Here is a 16918-nt window from a genome sequence, read left to right as displayed (position 1 = left end):
TCACAGCCCCATCCGTCGCTTGGAGGCGGTGGGCTGGACGTCCGCGAGGGACTCCACGACCCGGTCCACCATGCCGTACTCCCTGGCCTGCTCCGCCGTGAACCAGCGGTCGCGGTCCCCGTCCCGGGAGATGGTCTCCGGGGACTGTCCGGTGTGCTCGGCGGTGATCCGCTCGATGGTCCGCTTGGTGAACTCCAGGTTCTCGGCCTGGATCTCGATGTCCGCGGTGGTGCCGCCGATCCCCGCCGACGGCTGGTGCATCATCACGCGTGCGTTCGGCAGCGCGTACCGCTTGCCGGGAGCGCCGACGCTGAGCAGGAACTGGCCCATGCTGGCCGCGAAGCCCATGGCGAGCGTCGAGACGTCGTTGGGGATCAGCTGCATCGTGTCGTAGATCGCCAGGCCCGCGTGCACCGATCCGCCCGGGCTGTTGATGTACAGGCTGATGTCGGTGCGCGGGTCCTCCGCCGACAGGATCAGCAGCTGGGAGCAGATCCGGTTCGCGGAGACCTCGTCGACCTGGGTGCCGAGCAGGACGATGCGCCGGCCGAGCAGCTGCGCGGCGAGCTGGTCGTCGAACCGGGTGGGCGCCGTGTCGCCCTCCTCGGCCCGGGGGGCGAACGTGGTGTGTGGAGTCATCGGTTCTCCTCGTCGTGGCGCGGATGCCGTCGACTCCACTGTTGACCGGGCTCCGCGCCCGGACGCCGTTTCTCTGCCCGCGGCAGATTCGCCAGGGGCAGAGGGCTCCGGGGTGTCGTGCGCGGCCCGCCGGAACGTCCGGGCTCGGGTCCGGCGGGCCGCGCACGTCCGGCGGTCCGGCCGATGAGTTCCGGAGCCCGCGGGAGTCGACACTGAAGACCGCGTCCCACGCCCAGGAGGTTTGCGATGACCACCGACGGATTCACCACGTGTCTCTGGTTCGACGGCCAGGCCGAGGAAGCCGCCCACTACTACGTCTCGATCTTCAAGAACTCCGCGATCGGGAGCATCGGCCGCTACAACGAGGCCGGTCCCGGTCCGGCGGGCTCCGTGCTGGCCGTCGAGTTCACGGCCAACGGACAGAGGTTCGTCGGGATCAACGGCGGCCCGCAGTTCACCTTCAGCGAGGCGATCTCCTTCCAGATCCACTGCGCGGACCAGGAGGAGGTCGACCACTACTGGGCCAAGCTCACCGAGAACGGCGGCGAGCCCGGCCCGTGCGGCTGGCTGAAGGACAGGTACGGGCTGTCCTGGCAGGTCATCCCGGACGGGGTGATCGAGATGATCAGCGACCCCGACCCCGAGAAGGCCGCGCGCACCACCCGGGCCATGTACGCCATGGGCAAGCTCGATCTCGCCGCCCTGCGCAGGGCCTACGAGGGCGAGTAGGCGCCGGACGCCGGGGGCGGGCCGGCCGACCGGGCTTCGGCCAGGATCTCTCCGATCACATGCCGGGAGTTCTCCGCCAGCGGCGGATTGGTCTCCCAGTAGTACGGCAGCTGGATCAGCGAGATCGACAGGGCCCAGCCCCGGCCGCGCGCCCACTCGGCGTCGTCCGCGCCCACGGCGTCGCGGAAGGCGCCGCGCGCCGAGGCGGGGAGCAGATTCCAGGCGACGATCAGATCGACGGCCGGGTCGCCGACCCCGACGCAGCCGAAGTCGATCACCGCTGCCAGTCGCCCGTCCTGGACCAGCACGTTCCCGGGCGAGATGTCCCCGTGGGCCCATACGGGCGGCGCCGTGCGGCCCGGCGCCCGCAGCGCCTCCTCCCACAGGGCGGTGACCGCGTCGGTGTCGATCCGCCCGGTGAGGCGGGCGAGGGCGTCGCGGGTGGGGGCGTCGCGCTCGGCCAGCGGAACGCCGCGGTGGTTCCGCGGGCCGCCACGCGGGTCGATCCCGCGCAGGGCGGTGACGAACGCCGCCAGCTCCGCCGCCAGCGACAGCGGCCGCTCCACGGCGCCCGCGACGGGGTTGCGGCCGTCCAGCCAGCCGTAGACCGACCACGGCCAGGCGAACCCCTCTCCCGGCCTGCCCTGCGCCAGCGGCACCGGCGCCGCCACCGGCAGCGCGGGCCCGAGCCGGGCCAGCCAGCGCGCCTCGTGCCCCACGCTCTCGACCGCGCCGGGGTGCCGGGGCAGTCGCACCACCTTGTCGTCGCCCAGCCGGAACATCGCGTTCTCCGTGCCGGAGGAGGGCAGCCGCCGCACGGGCAGCCCGGCCCACCGCGGGAACTGGGCGGCGACGAGCCCGCTCACCAGCGGGGCGTCGAGGTCGACCTCGTCCGGACGCATCTTCACAGCGGCACACATGCGCCCCATTGGACGAGGCCGACTGCCCCGCCGTCCAACGGATTTCGCGGCGCGGCCGACCGGTCCGGTCCGGGTCGCACGCCGGGTCGCACGCCCGGTCGCTCCTGGCGGCCCGCGTGCTCGGCGCGCGGGCCGAGGGGCGGGTGGCTAGCGTGAGGAACCGGACAAAACCCATCTCATCAGGAGGGCCGTCGTGATGGCCGTACGACCAGAGGGAGCCCCGTGCTGGGCCGACGCGATGTTCAGCGACGTGGAGGGCGCCAAGAGGTTCTACGGCGACGTCCTCGGCTGGACCTTCGGCGAGGCGACGTCGGAGTACGGGAACTACACCCAGGCCTACGTCGACGGCAAGGCGGTGGCCGCCGTCGTCCCGCCGATGCCCGGTCAGGAGGGACAGTCCCAGTGGTGCCTGTACTTGGCCTCCCCGGACGCCGCCGCGACCGCCGCCAGGATCCGTGAGCACGGCGGCGAGGTGCTGATGGAGCCGATGCAGGTCGGGGATTTCGGCACCATGTGCCTGGGACGCGAACCCGGCGGCGCCGTGTTCGGGGTGTGGCAGGCGGGCGTCCACGAGGGCTTCGAGGCCCCACCCGAGCAGCCCGGCGCGTTCTGCTGGGCCGAGGTCTTCACCCGCGAACCCGAGAAGACGGACGCGTTCCTCCCGGCCGTCTTCCCGTACAAGGCCAAGCAGATGCGGGACGACGCCGTCGACTTCCGGATGTTCGACGTCGGCGGCCAGACCGTGCTCGGCCGGATGCGGATGGGGGAGGAGTTCCCGCCCGAGGTGCCGTCGTACGTCAACGTCTACTTCACGGTCGAGGACTGCGACGAGGCGGTGGCCAGGGCTACCCGGCACGGCGGCGTGCTGCGCTTCGGTCCGATGGACACGCCGTTCGGCCGGTTCGCGGCGCTCAGCGACCCGCAGGGCGCGAGCTTCTCCGTGATCGACTTGACGACCACCGCGGGCGAGATGCCCCAAGCCGACGAGGTGCCCTAGAAGGTCGAGGACCCGGGGCCCCATGGCATGATCGTGCGCATGCGTGAACGAGTGGTGGCCGCGTGCGACGGGGCCTCGAAAGGGAACCCGGGTCCGGCGGCCTGGGCGTGGGTGGTCGCGGACGACGCGGAGGCGCCGACCCGCTGGGAGGCGGGGCCGCTCGGCAGAGCCACCAACAACGTCGCCGAACTGACCGCGTTGGAACGCCTGTTGGCTGCGACCGACCCGGCCGTTCCGCTTGAGGTCCGCATGGACTCGCAGTACGCCATGAAGGCCGTCACCACCTGGCTGCCCGGCTGGAAGCGCAACGGCTGGAAGACCTCCGCGGGGAAGCCGGTGGCCAACCAGGAACTGGTCGTGCGCATCGACGAGCTGCTCGAGGGCCGCTCGGTCGACTTCCGCTACGTGCCCGCCCACCAGGTCGACGGCGACCCGCTCAACGACTTCGCCGACCGCGCCGCCAGCCAGGCGGCGATCGTCCAGCAGCCGGCCGGCAGCGCTCAGGGGTCCCCCGAGCCGCCGGCCTCGCCGGACACCCCGAAGACGGCGTCCGGACAGAAGAACGGCCGCCCCGCCGGGAACAAGTCGTCCCGGCGGAGCGGCGGTTCGTCCTCCCGCACGATCAAGGCCAAGTTCCCCGGCCGCTGTCCGTGCGGCCGCCCCTACGCGGCGGGCGAGGAGATCGCCAAGAACGCGCAGGGCTGGGGGCACCCGGAGTGCCGTACGGCGGACGCGGGTTGAGCGAGGGCGCGGCCGTCACAGCACCGCGCCGCGCCACCCTCCGGTCTCCAGGCCGCGGTCCTCGATGAACTCCTTGAAGCGCTCCAGATCGCCCTTGGCGCGACGCTTCACCAAGCCCAGCTTGTCGCCGACCTTCTCGGCGACGCCCTCCGGCTGGAACTCCATCTGGAGCATCACCTTGGTGTGTCCGTCGTCGAGCCGGTGGAAGGTCACCACCCCGGCCTGCCGGGCCTCGCCGGAGACGGTGGTCCAGGCGACCCGTTCGTCGGGGATCTGTTCCGTGATCTCCGCGTCGAACTCCCGGTGCACGCCGTCGACACTGGTCACCCAGTGCGTGAGCGTGTCGGACCGCTGTTCGACGCGTTCCACCCCGCTCATGAACTTCGGGAACGTCTCGAACTGCGTCCACTGGTTGTAGGCGGTGTGCACGGGCACGCCGACCTCGATGGATTCCTCGACCTGCGACACGGTCGTCTCCTCCTGCGTTGTCGTGGTTCGTATGGTCGGTGACGTCGGTGCGGGTACCCGTGACCCGTGCCGCAAACCGGGCGGCGGCGATCAGCCGGCGACGGCGCGAGCGGGACGGTCCGCGTCGAGGGCGTCGAAGGTGTAGTACGCCGTGTGATCGAGAAGGTCCGCCGGGGCGGTGTCGTTCCAGGGCTTCATCGTCTCGTGCAGATCGACGACGTCCGGCGTCCCGCCGCCGGGGAGGTAGGCGGACCCCGGGTGCCGGCGCTGCCACTGGGCCCACAGCTTGTCTATGTAGGCGTGGTGCAGCCAGAACACCGGGTCGTTGGGGGAGACCCCGGTCCCCATCTGGCCGCCGACCCACACATGGACCCGGTTGTGCAGATTGACCCCGCGCCAGCCCTCGAGATGGTTGCGGAAGCCGTCGGAGGCGCTGTTCCAGGGCGCCATGTCGTACGTCGCCATCGCCAGGACCGAGTCCACCTCGGACCGGGTCGGCAGCTCGCGCACGCCCGCCCCCAACGCGCGCCGCAGATAGGTGCGCCCGTCCACCCGCACGTTGATCGGCCAGGCGCCCGCCGAGGCGGCGAACGGGCCGTCCATCACCTGGCCGTCCCGGCTGCGCCCGCTGCCGCCCAGGAAGTCGGGCGCCCACAGCGACGAGCGGGGCGAACGGTCGGCGGACCAGTCCCAGTACGGCAGCGACACCGACGCGTCCACGGACTGCAGCGCCCGCTCGAACTCCAGGAGGAATCTGCGGTGCCAGGGCAGGAACGACGGCGAACGGTGGCCGGTGCGCTCCCCGTTGTCGGTGTCGCCGAGGATGAAGGCGTTGTGAGTGGTGACGAAGGCGTCGTAGCGGCCGTTGCGCTTGAGTTCGAGGACGGCGGCGACGAACCGCCGCTTCTCGTCGGAGGTCAGGGACGCCTGGTTCTTGCGGACGGTCATGTGCGGTGCTCCAAGGGTGCGGGAGAGGAGGGCGGACGGCGGCCGGTCAGCCGGCGGGGAAGGGTTCGAGCCGGGCGCCCTGCAGCTCGTCGACCGCGGCGCGGGCCGCGGCCCTCGGCGTGGACACCGGGGCGTAGTGACTGACCACGCTGATCCAGGAGCCGTCGGCGTTGCGCATCACGTGCAGCTCCACCCCGTCGACGTACACGGCGTAGCCGCCGCCGTGGTGGTGGCCGCTCCCGGTGGCGGGCCGGCCCTGTATGCGGCGGCCCCGGTAGACCTCGTCGAAGGACTCGGGGGAGTCGTGGGAGCCGCCGTGGGCGTCGTGGTGCGGCTCGGCGGCCCGGGCGGCGGTGGCGGCGGCGAACGGGGCACCGGCGACGACGGCCGCCGCGGTGAGTGCGCGACGACGGCTGAGTTCCGGCATGCGGGACCTCCTGGAGTGCGTTCGGTTGACGACTCCGCATGCCTATCGGCGGCGTGGAGAGGGGGAGAAATCGCTCCCGACCGGTTGGCCGCGATCCGGACAATCAATTACAAGTCGTACAGCGTTGAACGAAGATGATCTTGTCGCGGAATGGCCTCCGGCGGAGCGGAAGGGGCAATTCCTTTGTGCCGGGACCCCGCTTTCGGTGGACTTTCGCGCGCCCGCGCTCCGCCGGTGGTGTGGCTCACGTGCGAAAAGTGGCGCGATCGGGCACGAGGGGCGGCCGGCGGCCCGCGCCCTTCCTGCTACCCTGCGTCGTCAATCAACCACGACCGGTAACCCCTGGGGGTGTGCGTGAAGGTCGCCTGTGTCGGCGGCGGGCCCGCCGGCCTGTATCTCTCGATCCTGCTCAAGCGGCAGGACCCGTCCCACGACGTCACCGTCCACGAACGCAACCCGGAGGGCTCGACCTACGGCTGGGGCGTCACCTACTGGCAGGGGCTGCTCGACAAGCTCCGCGCCTGCGACCCCGAGTCGGCGGAGGCGATCGAGGAGCACTCCGTCCGCTGGAACGAGGGTGTCGCCCACGTGGGGGACCTGGCCACCCGTCAGCCGGGGGACGAGGGGCACGGCATCGGCCGGCACAAACTGCTCGAACTCCTCGCCGCGCGCGCCCGCGCCCTCGGCGTGCGCCTGGAGTTCGAGAGCGAGGTATCGGCCGACGACCTGCCGGACGCCGATCTGGTCGTGGCCGGCGACGGCGTGCACAGCGCCCTTCGCTCCCGTCACGCGGAGGAGTTCGGCGCCGCCCTCACACCGGGCCGCAACCGCTATGTCTGGCTCGGCACCACCAAGGTCTTCGACTCCTTCACGTTCGCCTTCGTGGAGACCGAGCACGGCTGGATCTGGTGCTACGGCTATCCCTTCAGCTCCGAACAGAGCACCTGCGTCATCGAGTGCGCGCCCGAGACCCTGGCCGGCCTCGGCCTCGACCGGGCGAGCGAGGCCGACAGCCTCGCCGCTCTGGAGAAGCTCTTCGCGCACATCCTCGACGGCCGTCCCCTCATCGGCCGCGCCGCCTCCGACGGCGGCTCCCCGTGGCTCACCTTCCGCACCCTCACCAACCGCACCTGGCACCGGGACCGGCTCGTCCTGCTCGGCGACGCCGCCCACACCACGCACTACTCGATCGGCGCCGGCACCACCCTCGCCCTGGAGGACGCCATCGCCCTGGCCGAGGCGCTGCGCGAGAGCACCGACCTGCCGCAGGCGCTCGCCCGCTACGAACGCGAGCGCCGCTCCGCGCTGCTCTCCCTGCAGAGCGCCGCCCGCTACAGCGCGCAGTGGTACGAGAACCTGACCCGCTACATCCATCTCCCCCCGGAGCAGATGTTCGCGCTCCTCGGTCAGCGCCACTCGCCCCTGCTGCCCTATGTGCCGCCCCAGCTGTACTACCGGCTCGACCGGGCGGCCGGGCGGCTGGAGGTCCTGCGCCGGTTCAAGCGCTGGCTGGGGCCGAAGCTGGCGCGGGGAGCGCACGCCCGCGCGCTGAGCGCCCGCGAGTGACCGGACGGGCCCTCCGGATCAGGTGGACCGGCCTTGGGTGAATGGCAATTCACTGTTACGGTGAATTTCCATTCACCTCCGTTCGTGTCGCACCGGCCGCTGGAGTGTCCATGGCGTCGCCCGCTCCGATATCCGCTCCGACCGGTGAGCGCTCCGGTCTGCGGGCCCGGCTGACCATCCCGGTGCTGGCGTACTGCGGCATCCTCATGGCGGTCATGCAGACCGTCGTCGTCCCGCTGCTGCCCGACCTGCCCCGGCTCACCGGCGCCTCTGCGGGCGCGGTCTCCTGGATGGTGACCGCCTCGCTGCTGTCCGGCGCGGTCCTCACCCCGGTCCTCGGTCGCGCCGGCGACATGTACGGCAAGCGACGGGTGCTGCTCCTGTCGTTCGCCCTGATGGCCGCCGGTTCGGTTATCTGCGCCCTCACCTCCGACATCGGCGTCCTGATCGCGGCGCGCGCCCTGCAAGGCGCCGCGTCCTCCGTCGTCCCGCTGTCCATCAGCATCCTGCGCGACGAACTGCCCCCGCAGCGACGGGGATCCGCCGTGGCGCTGATGAGCTCCACCGTCGGCATCGGGGCCGCGCTGGGGCTGCCCGCGGCGGCCGTGGTCGTGCAGTACGCGAACTGGCACGTGATGTTCTGGGTCACCGCCGCGCTGGGCGCGACCGGCGTCGCGCTGATCCGGTGGGCGGTGCCGGAGTCGCCCGTCCGCGAGCCCGGCCGGTTCGACGTCACCGGCGCGCTGGGACTGGCCGCCGGGCTGGTCTGCCTGCTCCTGGCCGTGTCCCAGGGTGGCCAGTGGGGCTGGGCGAGCCCTCGTGTCGTCGGCCTGTTCGTGGGCGCGGCCGTCGTCCTCGCCCTGTGGCGCCGGCAGCAGCTGCGCGCCGAACGGCCGCTGGTCGACCTGCGCCTGGTGTCACGGCCCAGCGTCGGGCTCTCCCACGTGGCCGCGCTCCTGACCGGCTTCGCCTTCTACGCCAACTCGCTGGTCACCGCCCAGCTGGTCCAGGCCCCGAAGGCGAGCGGCTACGGACTCGGGCTGTCCATCGTCCAGACCGGTCTGTGCCTGCTGCCCGGGGGCGTCACGATGCTGCTGTTCTCGCCGGTCTCGGCCCGCATCTCCCAGGCGCGCGGCCCGCGCGTCACTCTCGCCCTGGGCGCCGCCGTCATCGCCTCGGGATACGCGGTGCGCGTCGCCGACAGCCGCGAACTGTGGATGATCATGGTGGGGGCGACGGTCGTGTCGACCGGCACGACCCTCGCCTACTCGGCGCTGCCCGCGCTCATACTGCGCGCCGTCCCGCCCGGGCAGACCGCCTCGGCGAACGGCGTCAACGTCCTGATGCGCACCATCGGCCAGGCCGTCTCCAGCGCGGCCGTCGCCGCCGTGCTCGTGCACCACACGGGCCTCGTCGGCGGACGGGTGGTGCCGACCCTGCACGGCTACCTGGTGGCCTTCGCGGTGGCGGGCGCGGTGGCGCTGGCCGCCTGCGCGGTGGCGCTCACCATCCCCGGCGACTCCGCCCCGGACGACACGCCGCGCGCTCGCGGCCGCACCCGGCCGGTGAGCGACGGCGCGATGGAGGGAGCATGAGTGCCGTGAGCACCGCACCCGACGCCCCCGCCGCCAGCGGCCGCCGGCCCCCCGCACGGCGCGACGCCGAAGCCACCAAGGCGGCCATCCTGCGCGCCGCCCGCCACCTCCTCGCCCGCCAGGCGCACGCCGACATCACCCTCAAGGCGGTCGCGGAGCGCGCCGGGGTCAGCGCGCCGCTGGTGGTGAAGTACTTCGGCAACAAGGACGCCCTCTTCGCCCACGTGATGTCCTTCGAGGAGGACGCCGACGCCCTGCTCGACGCCCCGCCGGCCGAACTGGGGCGGCACATGGTCCGGCACGTGCTGGTCAGCCAACGCGAGCGCGGCGCCGACCCGGTGCTGCGCATCGTCTTCGCGCCCCTGCACGGCGAGCACGGCGACGTCCTGCGCGCCAACTTCCGCGCCCAGGTCACCGGGAAGCTCGCCGCCCGGCTGACCGGTCCCGACGCGGGCGTGCGCGCGGAACTCGCGGTCGCCGCGCTGCTCGGCCTCGGCGTGATGTTCGGCATCGCGCGAGGCGCCGCCCTGCGGGCGATGCCGGTCGAGGACGTCGTCGACCGGTACGGGCCCACGGTGCAGGCGCACCTCGACGGCCGGGTCCCCGAGCTCCCGCCCGGACCGGCCGGGGAGTGATCCGCCGCGGGGGCGCGCGCCGGAGGCGACCGGGGCCGCGCCGTGTCGCACCGGGTGACAGACTGTCGCCATGGACGAGCGCGAATTCGGTAGGTCTGGTCAGCACGCATCCGTCGTCGGTCTCGGCACCTGGCAGCTGGGCGCCGACTGGGGAGACGTCGACGACAAGGAGGCGCTGACGGTTCTGGAGGCGGCGGCCGAGTCGGGAGTCACCTTCTTCGACACCGCCGACGTCTACGGCGACGGACGCAGCGAGCAGACCATCGCCGCCTTCCTGAGCGGCCGGCCGGACCTGCACGTGCTGGTCGCCACCAAGATGGGCCGCCGGGTGGAGCAGATTCCCGGGAACTACGTGCTCGACAACTTCCGCGCGTGGAACGACCGTTCCCGCCGCAACCTCGGCGTCGACCGGATCGACCTGGTCCAGCTGCACTGCCCGCCGACCCCCGTCTACTCGACCGACGAGGTGTTCGACGCCCTCGACACGCTGGTCGAGGAGGAGCGCATCGCGCACTACGGCGTCAGCGTGGAGACCTGCGCCGAGGCCCTCACCGCGATCGCCCGGCCCGGCGTGGCGAGCGTGCAGATCATCCTCAACCCCTTCCGCCTGAAGCCCCTGTACGAGGTGCTCCCGGCGGCCCGCGCGGCCGGCGTCGGCGTCATCGCCCGCGTCCCGCTCGCCTCCGGTCTGCTCTCGGGCAAGTACACGGCGGACACCGTCTTCCCGGAGAACGACCACCGCGCCTACAACCGGCACGGCGAGGCCTTCGACCAGGGGGAGACCTTCTCCGGCGTCGACTACACCACCGGCGTCGAGGCCGCCGTCGAGTTCGCGGCCCTGGCCCCCGAGGGGTACACCCCGGCCCAGCTCGCGCTGCGCTGGATCATCCAGCAGCCCGGCGTGACCACGGTGATCCCGGGCGCCCGCTCACCCGAGCAGGCCCGCGCCAACGCGGCCGCGGCCAAGCTCCCCGCACTCTCCGAGCAGACCCTCGCGGCCGTCCGCGACCTCTACGAGCGGCGCATCAAGGACCAGGTCGAGGGACGCTGGTAGACGAACCCGGCGGTGAGCGGCGAAAACCGCCGCTCACGGGGTACTCGCGATGAAGAGGAGGTCGACGGGACCACTCGGAACCGGGAGGACGGTACAGGTGACGGACACGGCGACGAACGCCGCGCGGAGCACGGGGCGCAACGAGACCGAGGAGGAGAGAGCCGACCGGATGTGGGTGGAGCTCCTCCAGGAGATCCGCGTCGCCCAGACGGGTGTGCAGATCCTCTTCGGCTTTCTGCTGACCGTCGTGTTCACCCCGCGCTACGCGGGCCTGCAGGACGCCGACAAGGTCATCTACATCGTGACCGTGGTCCTCGGGGCGTGCGCGACCGGAGCCCTCATCGGACCGGTGTCCCTGCACCGACTGGTCTCCGGCCGGCGGGTGAAGCCGCAGACGGTGCAGGTGGCGTCCAGGCTGACCTTCGTCGGTCTGATCCTGCTGCTCGCCACCATGACCTCCTCGCTGCTGCTGATCCTGCGCGTGGCCACCCATGACGCCTTCGTGCCCTGGCTGGTCGCGGGTGTGGTCTCGTGGTACGCACTGTGCTGGTTCGTGCTGCCCCTGTGGACCCGGCGCCGCTACACGACGGACTGAGCCGGACCGGTCCGACGGTCCGGCCCAGCCGGGTTCACCCGGCTTCGGGCCCTGCGCCGCGGGCCCCGCGCAGCGCGGCGATGCAGGTGCCGATCGCCTGCTGGAGCTCTTCCAGCTGCTGCACCATGTCGTCCTCGTAGAACTCCTGCGTGTCGACGTCGTCGAAGGTCAGCTCCTCGAAGACCCTGGTCGCCCGCTGCAGGCTGCTGTAGAACTTCGTGCGCCGTTCCTGCACGCGCAGTTCGGGGTCGGCCTCGACCGTCTCCACGACCAGGGACTTCATGGTGTCGTAGGCCTCGCTCGCCCACTCCCCGGAGTCCTCGTCGTCGTCGAGCTCGTCGAGCAGCGACAGATGGCGCTCGGCTTCCTGGCGCAGCTCGACGGGCGCGTCCACGGTCTGGCCCGCGGGCGTCTTGATCAGGCCGGACTCGGCGATCTGACGCACATACCCGATCCGGTCGGCCGAGCGGCTCTCGGAGGCCACCGCCTTCTTCAGGTCGTCGGTGCGCACCACGTCCCGCGCCAGCTCGGTCTGCAGGTCCGGGTCCTCCTTGATGCGGTCCAGGAGGGCGGCGCGGGCCGCGCGGGCGGTCGAGGGGTCGGCGAGGATCGCGGCGCGCAGGGCGGTGGGATTCTCCGCGACCTCCAGCGCCTTCGTGGGGCGGATGCCCTCGGCCTCGGCGGCCTCCGCGATCGCGGTCCCGCGTTCGGAGGCGGCGCTGGAACGCGAGACGTAGTAGGTCAGCCACACCTCGGCGTCCGGCAGCTCCACCTCCTGGCCCGGCGCGAGCTCCTCGAAGTGCGGGACCAGACCGTCGTCGGCGGCCCGGTCCCACGCCTTGTAGTAGCGCATGACGCGCTCGGGGGAGCAGCCGGCCAGCTCCGCGAACTCCTTCGCCGACACCTTCGGCGTCTCGTCCGCGCTCTGCCCGCCGGGCCGGACGCTGCGCGCCACCATCAGGCCGAAGGCCCACCCGCCGGTCCGCGCGTAGACGCCGAACTCGCGGGCGTCGCGCGCCACGAGGTCCGACAGCGGCGCGGGGCCCGTCGCGGGGAGCGTCCCGGCGGGCGGCTCGACGGACATCTCGGCAGGCGTCTCGACGGACGTCTCGGACAGGTCGGTCGCCAAGGTCACGGATGACTCTCCTCTGCGGGCTGCTGGACATAGGATCGGCACTGCGAGAGTGCCGATCCGCAGCCTATATGGGCCCATTGGCGACGCTTTGCCCGACCCGCCTGCCGTCCGGCCGGCCCGCGGTCCCCTCAGCCGAAGGCCTCGCGCAGGGCGGGCAGCAGGGTCTTCTCCGACCAGTCCAGATACGCCGGCTGCGAGTCGCCGCCGATCTGCACCAGGGCGATCTCCGTGAACCCGGCCTCGGCGTAGGGGCGTACGGCCTCGACGAAGTCGTCCGGATCGTCGCCGCAGGGGATCGAGGAGGCGACGTCGTCGGGAGTGACGAACTGGGTCGCCGCGTCGAAGGAGTCGGGGTGGGGCAGTTCGGAGTTCACCTTCCAGCCGCTGCCGAACCAGCGGAACTGGGCGTGCGCCCGTTTCACCGCGGCCGCCCGGTCGGAGTCGTGGCAGACCGGGAGCTGACCCACGCGCGGCTTGCCCGCGCCGCCGTGCCGGTCGAAGGACTCCAGCAGACCCGGCTTCGGCTCGGTGGCGATCACCAGGTCGGCCAGCCGGCCGGCGAGCGCGCACGAACGCTCGCCCGAGACGGCGATCCCGATGGGCGGCGGCTCGTCGGGAAGGTCCCACAGCCGCGCCGAGTCCACGTCGAAATGGGTCCCGTGCCGCGTGACGTGCCCGCCCTCGAACAGGGCGCGGATGATCCCGACGGCCTCCTCCAGCATCTCGTGCCGTACGTCCACCGAGGGCCAACCGCCGCCGATCACGTGCTCGTTGAGGTTCTCCCCGGAGCCCAGCCCCAGCCGGAAGCGCCCCTCGGACAGCAGTTGCATCGTCGCGGCCTTCTGCGCCACCACCGCGGGGTGGTAGCGGAAGGTCGGACAGGTCACGTACGTCATGAGCGGGATGCGTGACGTGGCCTGGGCGGCGGCCCCGAGCACGCTCCACGCGTACGGCGAGTGCCCCTGCGAGCGCAGCCACGGGAAGTAGTGGTCCGACGTCACCGAGAAGTCGAATCCCGCCTCCTCGGCCCGCACCACGTGGTCGACCAGGTCCCGAGGGCCGGCCTGCTCGGTCATCATCGTGTATCCGATTCGTACCATGAGGTCCGAGTCCCCGGCCGACGGCAGGGGAAACGGGTCGTCCGCGGCCGGAAAACCCGTCGATCGCCGGGCGCGGGCGGGGCAGGATGCGGGCATGAGCGACCACCCCCCGCCTTCCGGCACCTCGTCCGCCCTGCCGTCGAGCACCCCGTCCGCGGAGGGCGTCGACTCCCTCGGCGTCCTCGCGTTCCTCGACGCCGTCGAGTCGGCCGAGCTCGTGGAACCGCACAGCCTGATGATCCTGCGGCACGGCCGGGTCGTCGCCTCCGGCTGGTGGGAGCCGTACACCTCCGACCGGCTCCACCTGCTGTACTCGCTCAGCAAGAGCTTCACGGCGACGGCCGCCGGCTTCGCCCTCGCGGAGGGGCTGATCGGACTCGACGACCCGGTCGTGTCGTACTTCCCGGAGCTCGACGCGGAGATCACCGACCCGCGCAGCCGGGCCGTGCTGGTGCGCCATGTGGCGTCCATGGCGAGCGGCCACGAGGAGGAGACCTACGACCGGGCCCACGCCCTCGACCGCGACGACCTCGTCCGGGGCTTTCTGCTGCTGCCGCCCGACCGTGAACCGGGAAGCGTCTTCGCCTACAACCAGCCCGCCACCTATACGCTCGCCGCGATCGTGCAGCGCGTGACCGGCCGCTCGCTCACCGCGTATCTGCGGCCGCGTCTGCTGGATCCGCTCGGCGTCGGCGACGTCGCCTGGCTGACCGACCGGTCCGGCCGTGAGCTCGGCTTCAGCGGACTGCACGGCACGACCGACGCCGTCGCCCGGCTGGGACAGCTCTATCTGGACGAGGGCACATGGCAGGGGGAACGGCTGCTGTCCCGGGAGTGGGTCGCCGAGGCCACCCGCGAACACGTGCCGACCCGTCCCGGGGCCCCGGCCGGTGCGGACCGGCAGGACTGGGACCGCGGCTACGGCTTCCAGTTCTGGCGCTCGCGGCACGGCTACCGCGGCGACGGGGCCTACGGGCAGTTCTGCCTGATCCTGCCGGAGCACGACGCCGTGATCGCGACCACCGCCGCCACCGGCGACATGCAGGCGTTGCTCACCCTCGTCTGGGAGCATCTGCTGCCCGCGTTCCGGCCCGGTCCGCTGACCGGCCGCGAGGAGGCCGACGCGGCTCTCGCCCGGCGTCTGGTGCGGCTCGCGCTGCCCCCGGCCGCCGGCGAGCCCGCGCCGCCGCAGGAGGCCGGCCGCTGGGCGGGAGCCGCGTTCGCCCCCGACGGCGGTGTCTGCGCCGACCAGCCGGGACTGACCGGCGTCACGGTCGCCGGGGGAGGCGGCGACGGGTGGTCGCTGGGCCTCGCGGAGAAGGACGGCGACCTCAGGCTGGAGCTGCCCACCACCGGCGGCTGGCGGGTGAGCGACGAACCGCTGCCCACCGCGGTCTGCGGCGGGTGGACCGACGCCGACACGCTCACCGCGCACGTCGTCTTCCTGGAGACCCCGCACCGACTGCGGGTGACCTGCTCCCTCGCCACGCGGACGTTCACCGCCCGCTGGGACACGACGCCCCTGCACCGCGGTCCGCTGCGCTCGATGCGCGCACCGGACCGTACGTCCCGGTCAGGCGGCTGAGCCGGGCCGGAAGGTCTTCAGGAACGTGTCGAGGGCCTGCCGGTCGGCCTTGGTGTCCCAGTCCTCGGCGGGCGTCGTCCACCGCAGCGAGAAGCTGCGGTGCCCGCCGAGCAGGAAACCGCGGCCGAACGTCCGTTCCTGACCGCCGTCGACGTCGACGACCCACTCCATGTCGGCGGCCTTGTACCCCAGGTACGTCGTCGCGCGGATCGCGCCGATCCGCCGGAAACCGTCGTCCTTCCTCAGGTTCGGCTCGACGTCGTCCCGCCAGACGGCGACCGGGTCGTCTCCGGCTCTCTCGCTGTAAGTCACCGCGAGAGTGCGCGCATCGCCGGGCGCGCCGAAGGTGACGCGGTACGCGTGGTCGGCGCCGCGTGCGGTGTCCAGCCGCTTCCACCCCGCGGGCAGGGCGACCGAGAAGCCCTCGGGCGCCCGGTAGACCCGGAAGCCCTGCGGGAGCGCGGTCGCGGTGGCGGAGGGCGAAGCGTCCGGCGAGGCGCTCACGGACGGGCGGGCCGGCGCGGCTGGGCTCGCGGCCGTCGGCGGCGGGGTGGGCGCGGGCGCGGGCGTGGTGGAGCCTCTGTCGGCGTCCTCGTCGGGCGCCGGGGCGGACGTGGACGGCCGGGCCCGCGTCCCTCCCGCCGAGGTGTCGTCGGCGTCGGGCAGCTGGTGGGTCACGACGAGGGCGGCGAACGCCACCGTGACGACGGCCAGCGCGGTCCCGGCCGCCATGGCCCGGCCGCTCCACTGCGGGCCGACGTGCCGGACCGCGGCGCAGACGCGCCGCAGCCGCGGCGTGGGCAGGCCGGTGTGCGGGTCGTCGTCCAGCACCCGGGTGAGGGACTGGCGTACGACCGTGCGGGTCAGCCGCTCCCGGGAGTCCTTGCGCAGCAGCCCCTGCACGGTCGGGTTGAGGGGGCCCGCCCGCAGGGGAGCGCGCAGGGGCAGCCGGTCCACGCCCTTCAGCGTGCTCTCGGGCCGGTCCCGGTCCCGGTACGGCGGCCGTCCCTCGACCATCGTGTAGAGGATCGCGCCCAGCGCCCACAGGTCGGCCGCCGGGCCGATGCGCTCGTCGCGCGCCTGCTCGGGGGAGGCGTACGACGGCGCGGCCACCCGCGGGGCGAGCGTCGCCCCCGCCAGCCCGAAGCCGGTGAGGACGAGGGGGCCCTGGCTGCGCAGGAACACCTGTCCGGGGCTCAGTTCGCCGTGGGTGATGCCCTCACCGTGCGCGGCCTCCAGGACGTCCAGCAGCTGCAGCCCGATCGCCGCCGCCCGGGCCGGGCTGAACGCGCCCTTCTGCGCCATGAGCTGGCCGAGCGGCAGGCCGTCGATCCACTCGGTGACGGTCCACAGGGAGCCCGTCTCCTCCACGGCGTCGATCACCGTGGCGATGCGGCCCGGACACAGCCGCGCCATCGTCTCGGACATGCCCAGCACCCGGTCGGCGGCCTGGCGCGCCTTCTCCTCGCCCTGGTCGGGGGGCAGTCCGATCCGGGTGACCAGGCAGGGCCGGACCGCACCGGTCTCCTCGACGTACTCGCCGTACCAGCTGACGCGGTTCGTCTCCCGGTGGACGACGTCGAGCAGCCGGTACCTCCCGGCGACCAACTCGTGCGTGGAGACGTGCGTCTTGACCATGGCCATCCCTCGCTGAACCGCTGGTACTCACCTTTCCCAGTGGTACGCCCTGCGTGAGGGGGTCCGTTCAATCGAAGGGCAACTCCGGCGCGATTCCTGTCTTTCATTCAAGAAAGCCGGGCGTTCGACCGTATGCGTGTGCGAGG

At 72.6% G+C, this 16918-nt stretch carries 17 protein-coding genes; 9 read left to right on the top strand and 8 right to left on the bottom strand.

Going from position 1 to position 16918, the window contains the following annotated elements; genetic code table 11:
- On the bottom strand, positions 1-639 hold the full coding sequence (locus tag Sri02f_RS29815) for an ATP-dependent Clp protease proteolytic subunit (protein WP_109004435.1): 639 nt from the start codon (positions 637-639) through the stop codon (positions 1-3).
- A 246-nt stretch (positions 640-885) separates the two neighbouring features.
- On the opposite strand from Sri02f_RS29815, the gene Sri02f_RS29810 reads away from it, so the two are divergent.
- Entirely contained in the window at positions 886-1368 is a 483-nt protein-coding gene (locus tag Sri02f_RS29810) for a VOC family protein (RefSeq protein WP_109004434.1), read from the top strand.
- On the opposite strand, the gene Sri02f_RS29805 is transcribed toward Sri02f_RS29810, so the two are convergent.
- The gene (locus Sri02f_RS29805) at positions 1353-2297 is read right to left on the bottom strand and encodes an aminoglycoside phosphotransferase family protein (RefSeq protein WP_373865139.1); all 945 of its coding nucleotides are present in this window, start codon (positions 2295-2297) and stop codon (positions 1353-1355) included. The genes Sri02f_RS29810 and Sri02f_RS29805 overlap by 16 nt on opposite strands.
- Positions 2298-2484: 187 nt before the next feature.
- Here Sri02f_RS29805 and Sri02f_RS29800 point away from each other — a divergent pair, with 187 nt between their 5' ends.
- Entirely contained in the window at positions 2485-3285 is an 801-nt protein-coding gene (locus tag Sri02f_RS29800; protein ID WP_109004432.1) for a VOC family protein, read from the top strand.
- A 27-nt stretch (positions 3286-3312) separates the two neighbouring features.
- Positions 3313-4026, top strand: coding sequence for a ribonuclease H family protein (locus Sri02f_RS29795; protein ID WP_109004431.1), 714 nt, complete (start codon positions 3313-3315; stop codon positions 4024-4026).
- A 15-nt stretch (positions 4027-4041) separates the two neighbouring features.
- Here Sri02f_RS29795 and Sri02f_RS29790 read toward each other — a convergent pair whose 3' ends face one another.
- The 3 genes from Sri02f_RS29790 to melC1 all read right to left on the bottom strand — a co-directional run bounded on the left by Sri02f_RS29790 (position 4042) and on the right by melC1 (position 5869).
- On the bottom strand, positions 4042-4494 hold the full coding sequence (locus Sri02f_RS29790; RefSeq protein WP_109004430.1) for an SRPBCC family protein: 453 nt from the start codon (positions 4492-4494) through the stop codon (positions 4042-4044).
- Positions 4495-4584: 90 nt separating this feature from the next.
- Positions 4585-5442 (bottom strand): tyrosinase MelC2, encoded by an 858-nt coding sequence (gene melC2 / locus Sri02f_RS29785; protein WP_109004429.1) that lies wholly within the window; start codon positions 5440-5442, stop codon positions 4585-4587.
- Between the two features lie 46 nt (positions 5443-5488).
- Positions 5489-5869 carry an apotyrosinase chaperone MelC1 gene (gene melC1 / locus Sri02f_RS29780; RefSeq protein WP_109004428.1) on the bottom strand — a complete coding sequence of 127 codons (381 nt, stop codon included), beginning with the start codon at positions 5867-5869 and terminating at the stop codon, positions 5489-5491.
- A 348-nt stretch (positions 5870-6217) separates the two neighbouring features.
- Between melC1 and Sri02f_RS29775 the strand changes: the two genes are divergently transcribed.
- The 5 genes from Sri02f_RS29775 (at position 6218) to Sri02f_RS29755 (ending at position 11314) form a co-directional block, all read left to right on the top strand.
- Entirely contained in the window at positions 6218-7435 is a 1218-nt protein-coding gene (locus Sri02f_RS29775; protein WP_109004427.1) for an FAD-dependent monooxygenase, read from the top strand.
- A 110-nt stretch (positions 7436-7545) separates the two neighbouring features.
- Positions 7546-9030, top strand: coding sequence for an MFS transporter (locus Sri02f_RS29770; RefSeq protein ID WP_109004426.1), 1485 nt, complete (start codon positions 7546-7548; stop codon positions 9028-9030).
- Positions 9027-9665 (top strand): TetR/AcrR family transcriptional regulator, encoded by a 639-nt coding sequence (locus tag Sri02f_RS29765; RefSeq protein ID WP_109004425.1) that lies wholly within the window; start codon positions 9027-9029, stop codon positions 9663-9665. Before Sri02f_RS29770 ends, Sri02f_RS29765 begins: the two co-directional genes overlap by 4 nt.
- A gap of 70 nt (positions 9666-9735) precedes the next feature.
- Positions 9736-10719 (top strand): aldo/keto reductase, encoded by a 984-nt coding sequence (locus Sri02f_RS29760; protein WP_109004424.1) that lies wholly within the window; start codon positions 9736-9738, stop codon positions 10717-10719.
- A gap of 97 nt (positions 10720-10816) precedes the next feature.
- The gene (locus Sri02f_RS29755; RefSeq protein WP_174855733.1) at positions 10817-11314 is read left to right on the top strand and encodes a DUF6328 family protein; all 498 of its coding nucleotides are present in this window, start codon (positions 10817-10819) and stop codon (positions 11312-11314) included.
- 34 nt (positions 11315-11348) lie between these two features.
- Here Sri02f_RS29755 and Sri02f_RS29750 read toward each other — a convergent pair whose 3' ends face one another.
- Both Sri02f_RS29750 and Sri02f_RS29745 read right to left on the bottom strand, forming a co-directional pair.
- Positions 11349-12449, bottom strand: coding sequence for a hypothetical protein (locus Sri02f_RS29750; RefSeq protein WP_373865138.1), 1101 nt, complete (start codon positions 12447-12449; stop codon positions 11349-11351).
- A gap of 128 nt (positions 12450-12577) precedes the next feature.
- Positions 12578-13549 carry an LLM class F420-dependent oxidoreductase gene (locus Sri02f_RS29745; RefSeq protein ID WP_109004506.1) on the bottom strand — a complete coding sequence of 324 codons (972 nt, stop codon included), beginning with the start codon at positions 13547-13549 and terminating at the stop codon, positions 12578-12580.
- A gap of 94 nt (positions 13550-13643) precedes the next feature.
- Between Sri02f_RS29745 and Sri02f_RS29740 the strand changes: the two genes are divergently transcribed.
- The gene (locus Sri02f_RS29740) at positions 13644-15134 is read left to right on the top strand and encodes a serine hydrolase domain-containing protein (protein WP_109004423.1); all 1491 of its coding nucleotides are present in this window, start codon (positions 13644-13646) and stop codon (positions 15132-15134) included.
- On the opposite strand, the gene Sri02f_RS29735 is transcribed toward Sri02f_RS29740, so the two are convergent.
- Positions 15123-16778 carry a serine/threonine protein kinase gene (locus Sri02f_RS29735; RefSeq protein ID WP_109004422.1) on the bottom strand — a complete coding sequence of 552 codons (1656 nt, stop codon included), beginning with the start codon at positions 16776-16778 and terminating at the stop codon, positions 15123-15125. The genes Sri02f_RS29740 and Sri02f_RS29735 overlap by 12 nt on opposite strands.
- Positions 16779-16918: the final 140 nt, after the last annotated feature.

The organism is Streptomyces rishiriensis (assembly GCF_003112535.1).
In the GTDB taxonomy this organism is placed as follows: Bacteria; Actinomycetota; Actinomycetes; order Streptomycetales; family Streptomycetaceae; genus Streptomyces; species Streptomyces rishiriensis.
This window is presented reverse-complemented; position numbering and strand designations above follow the sequence as displayed.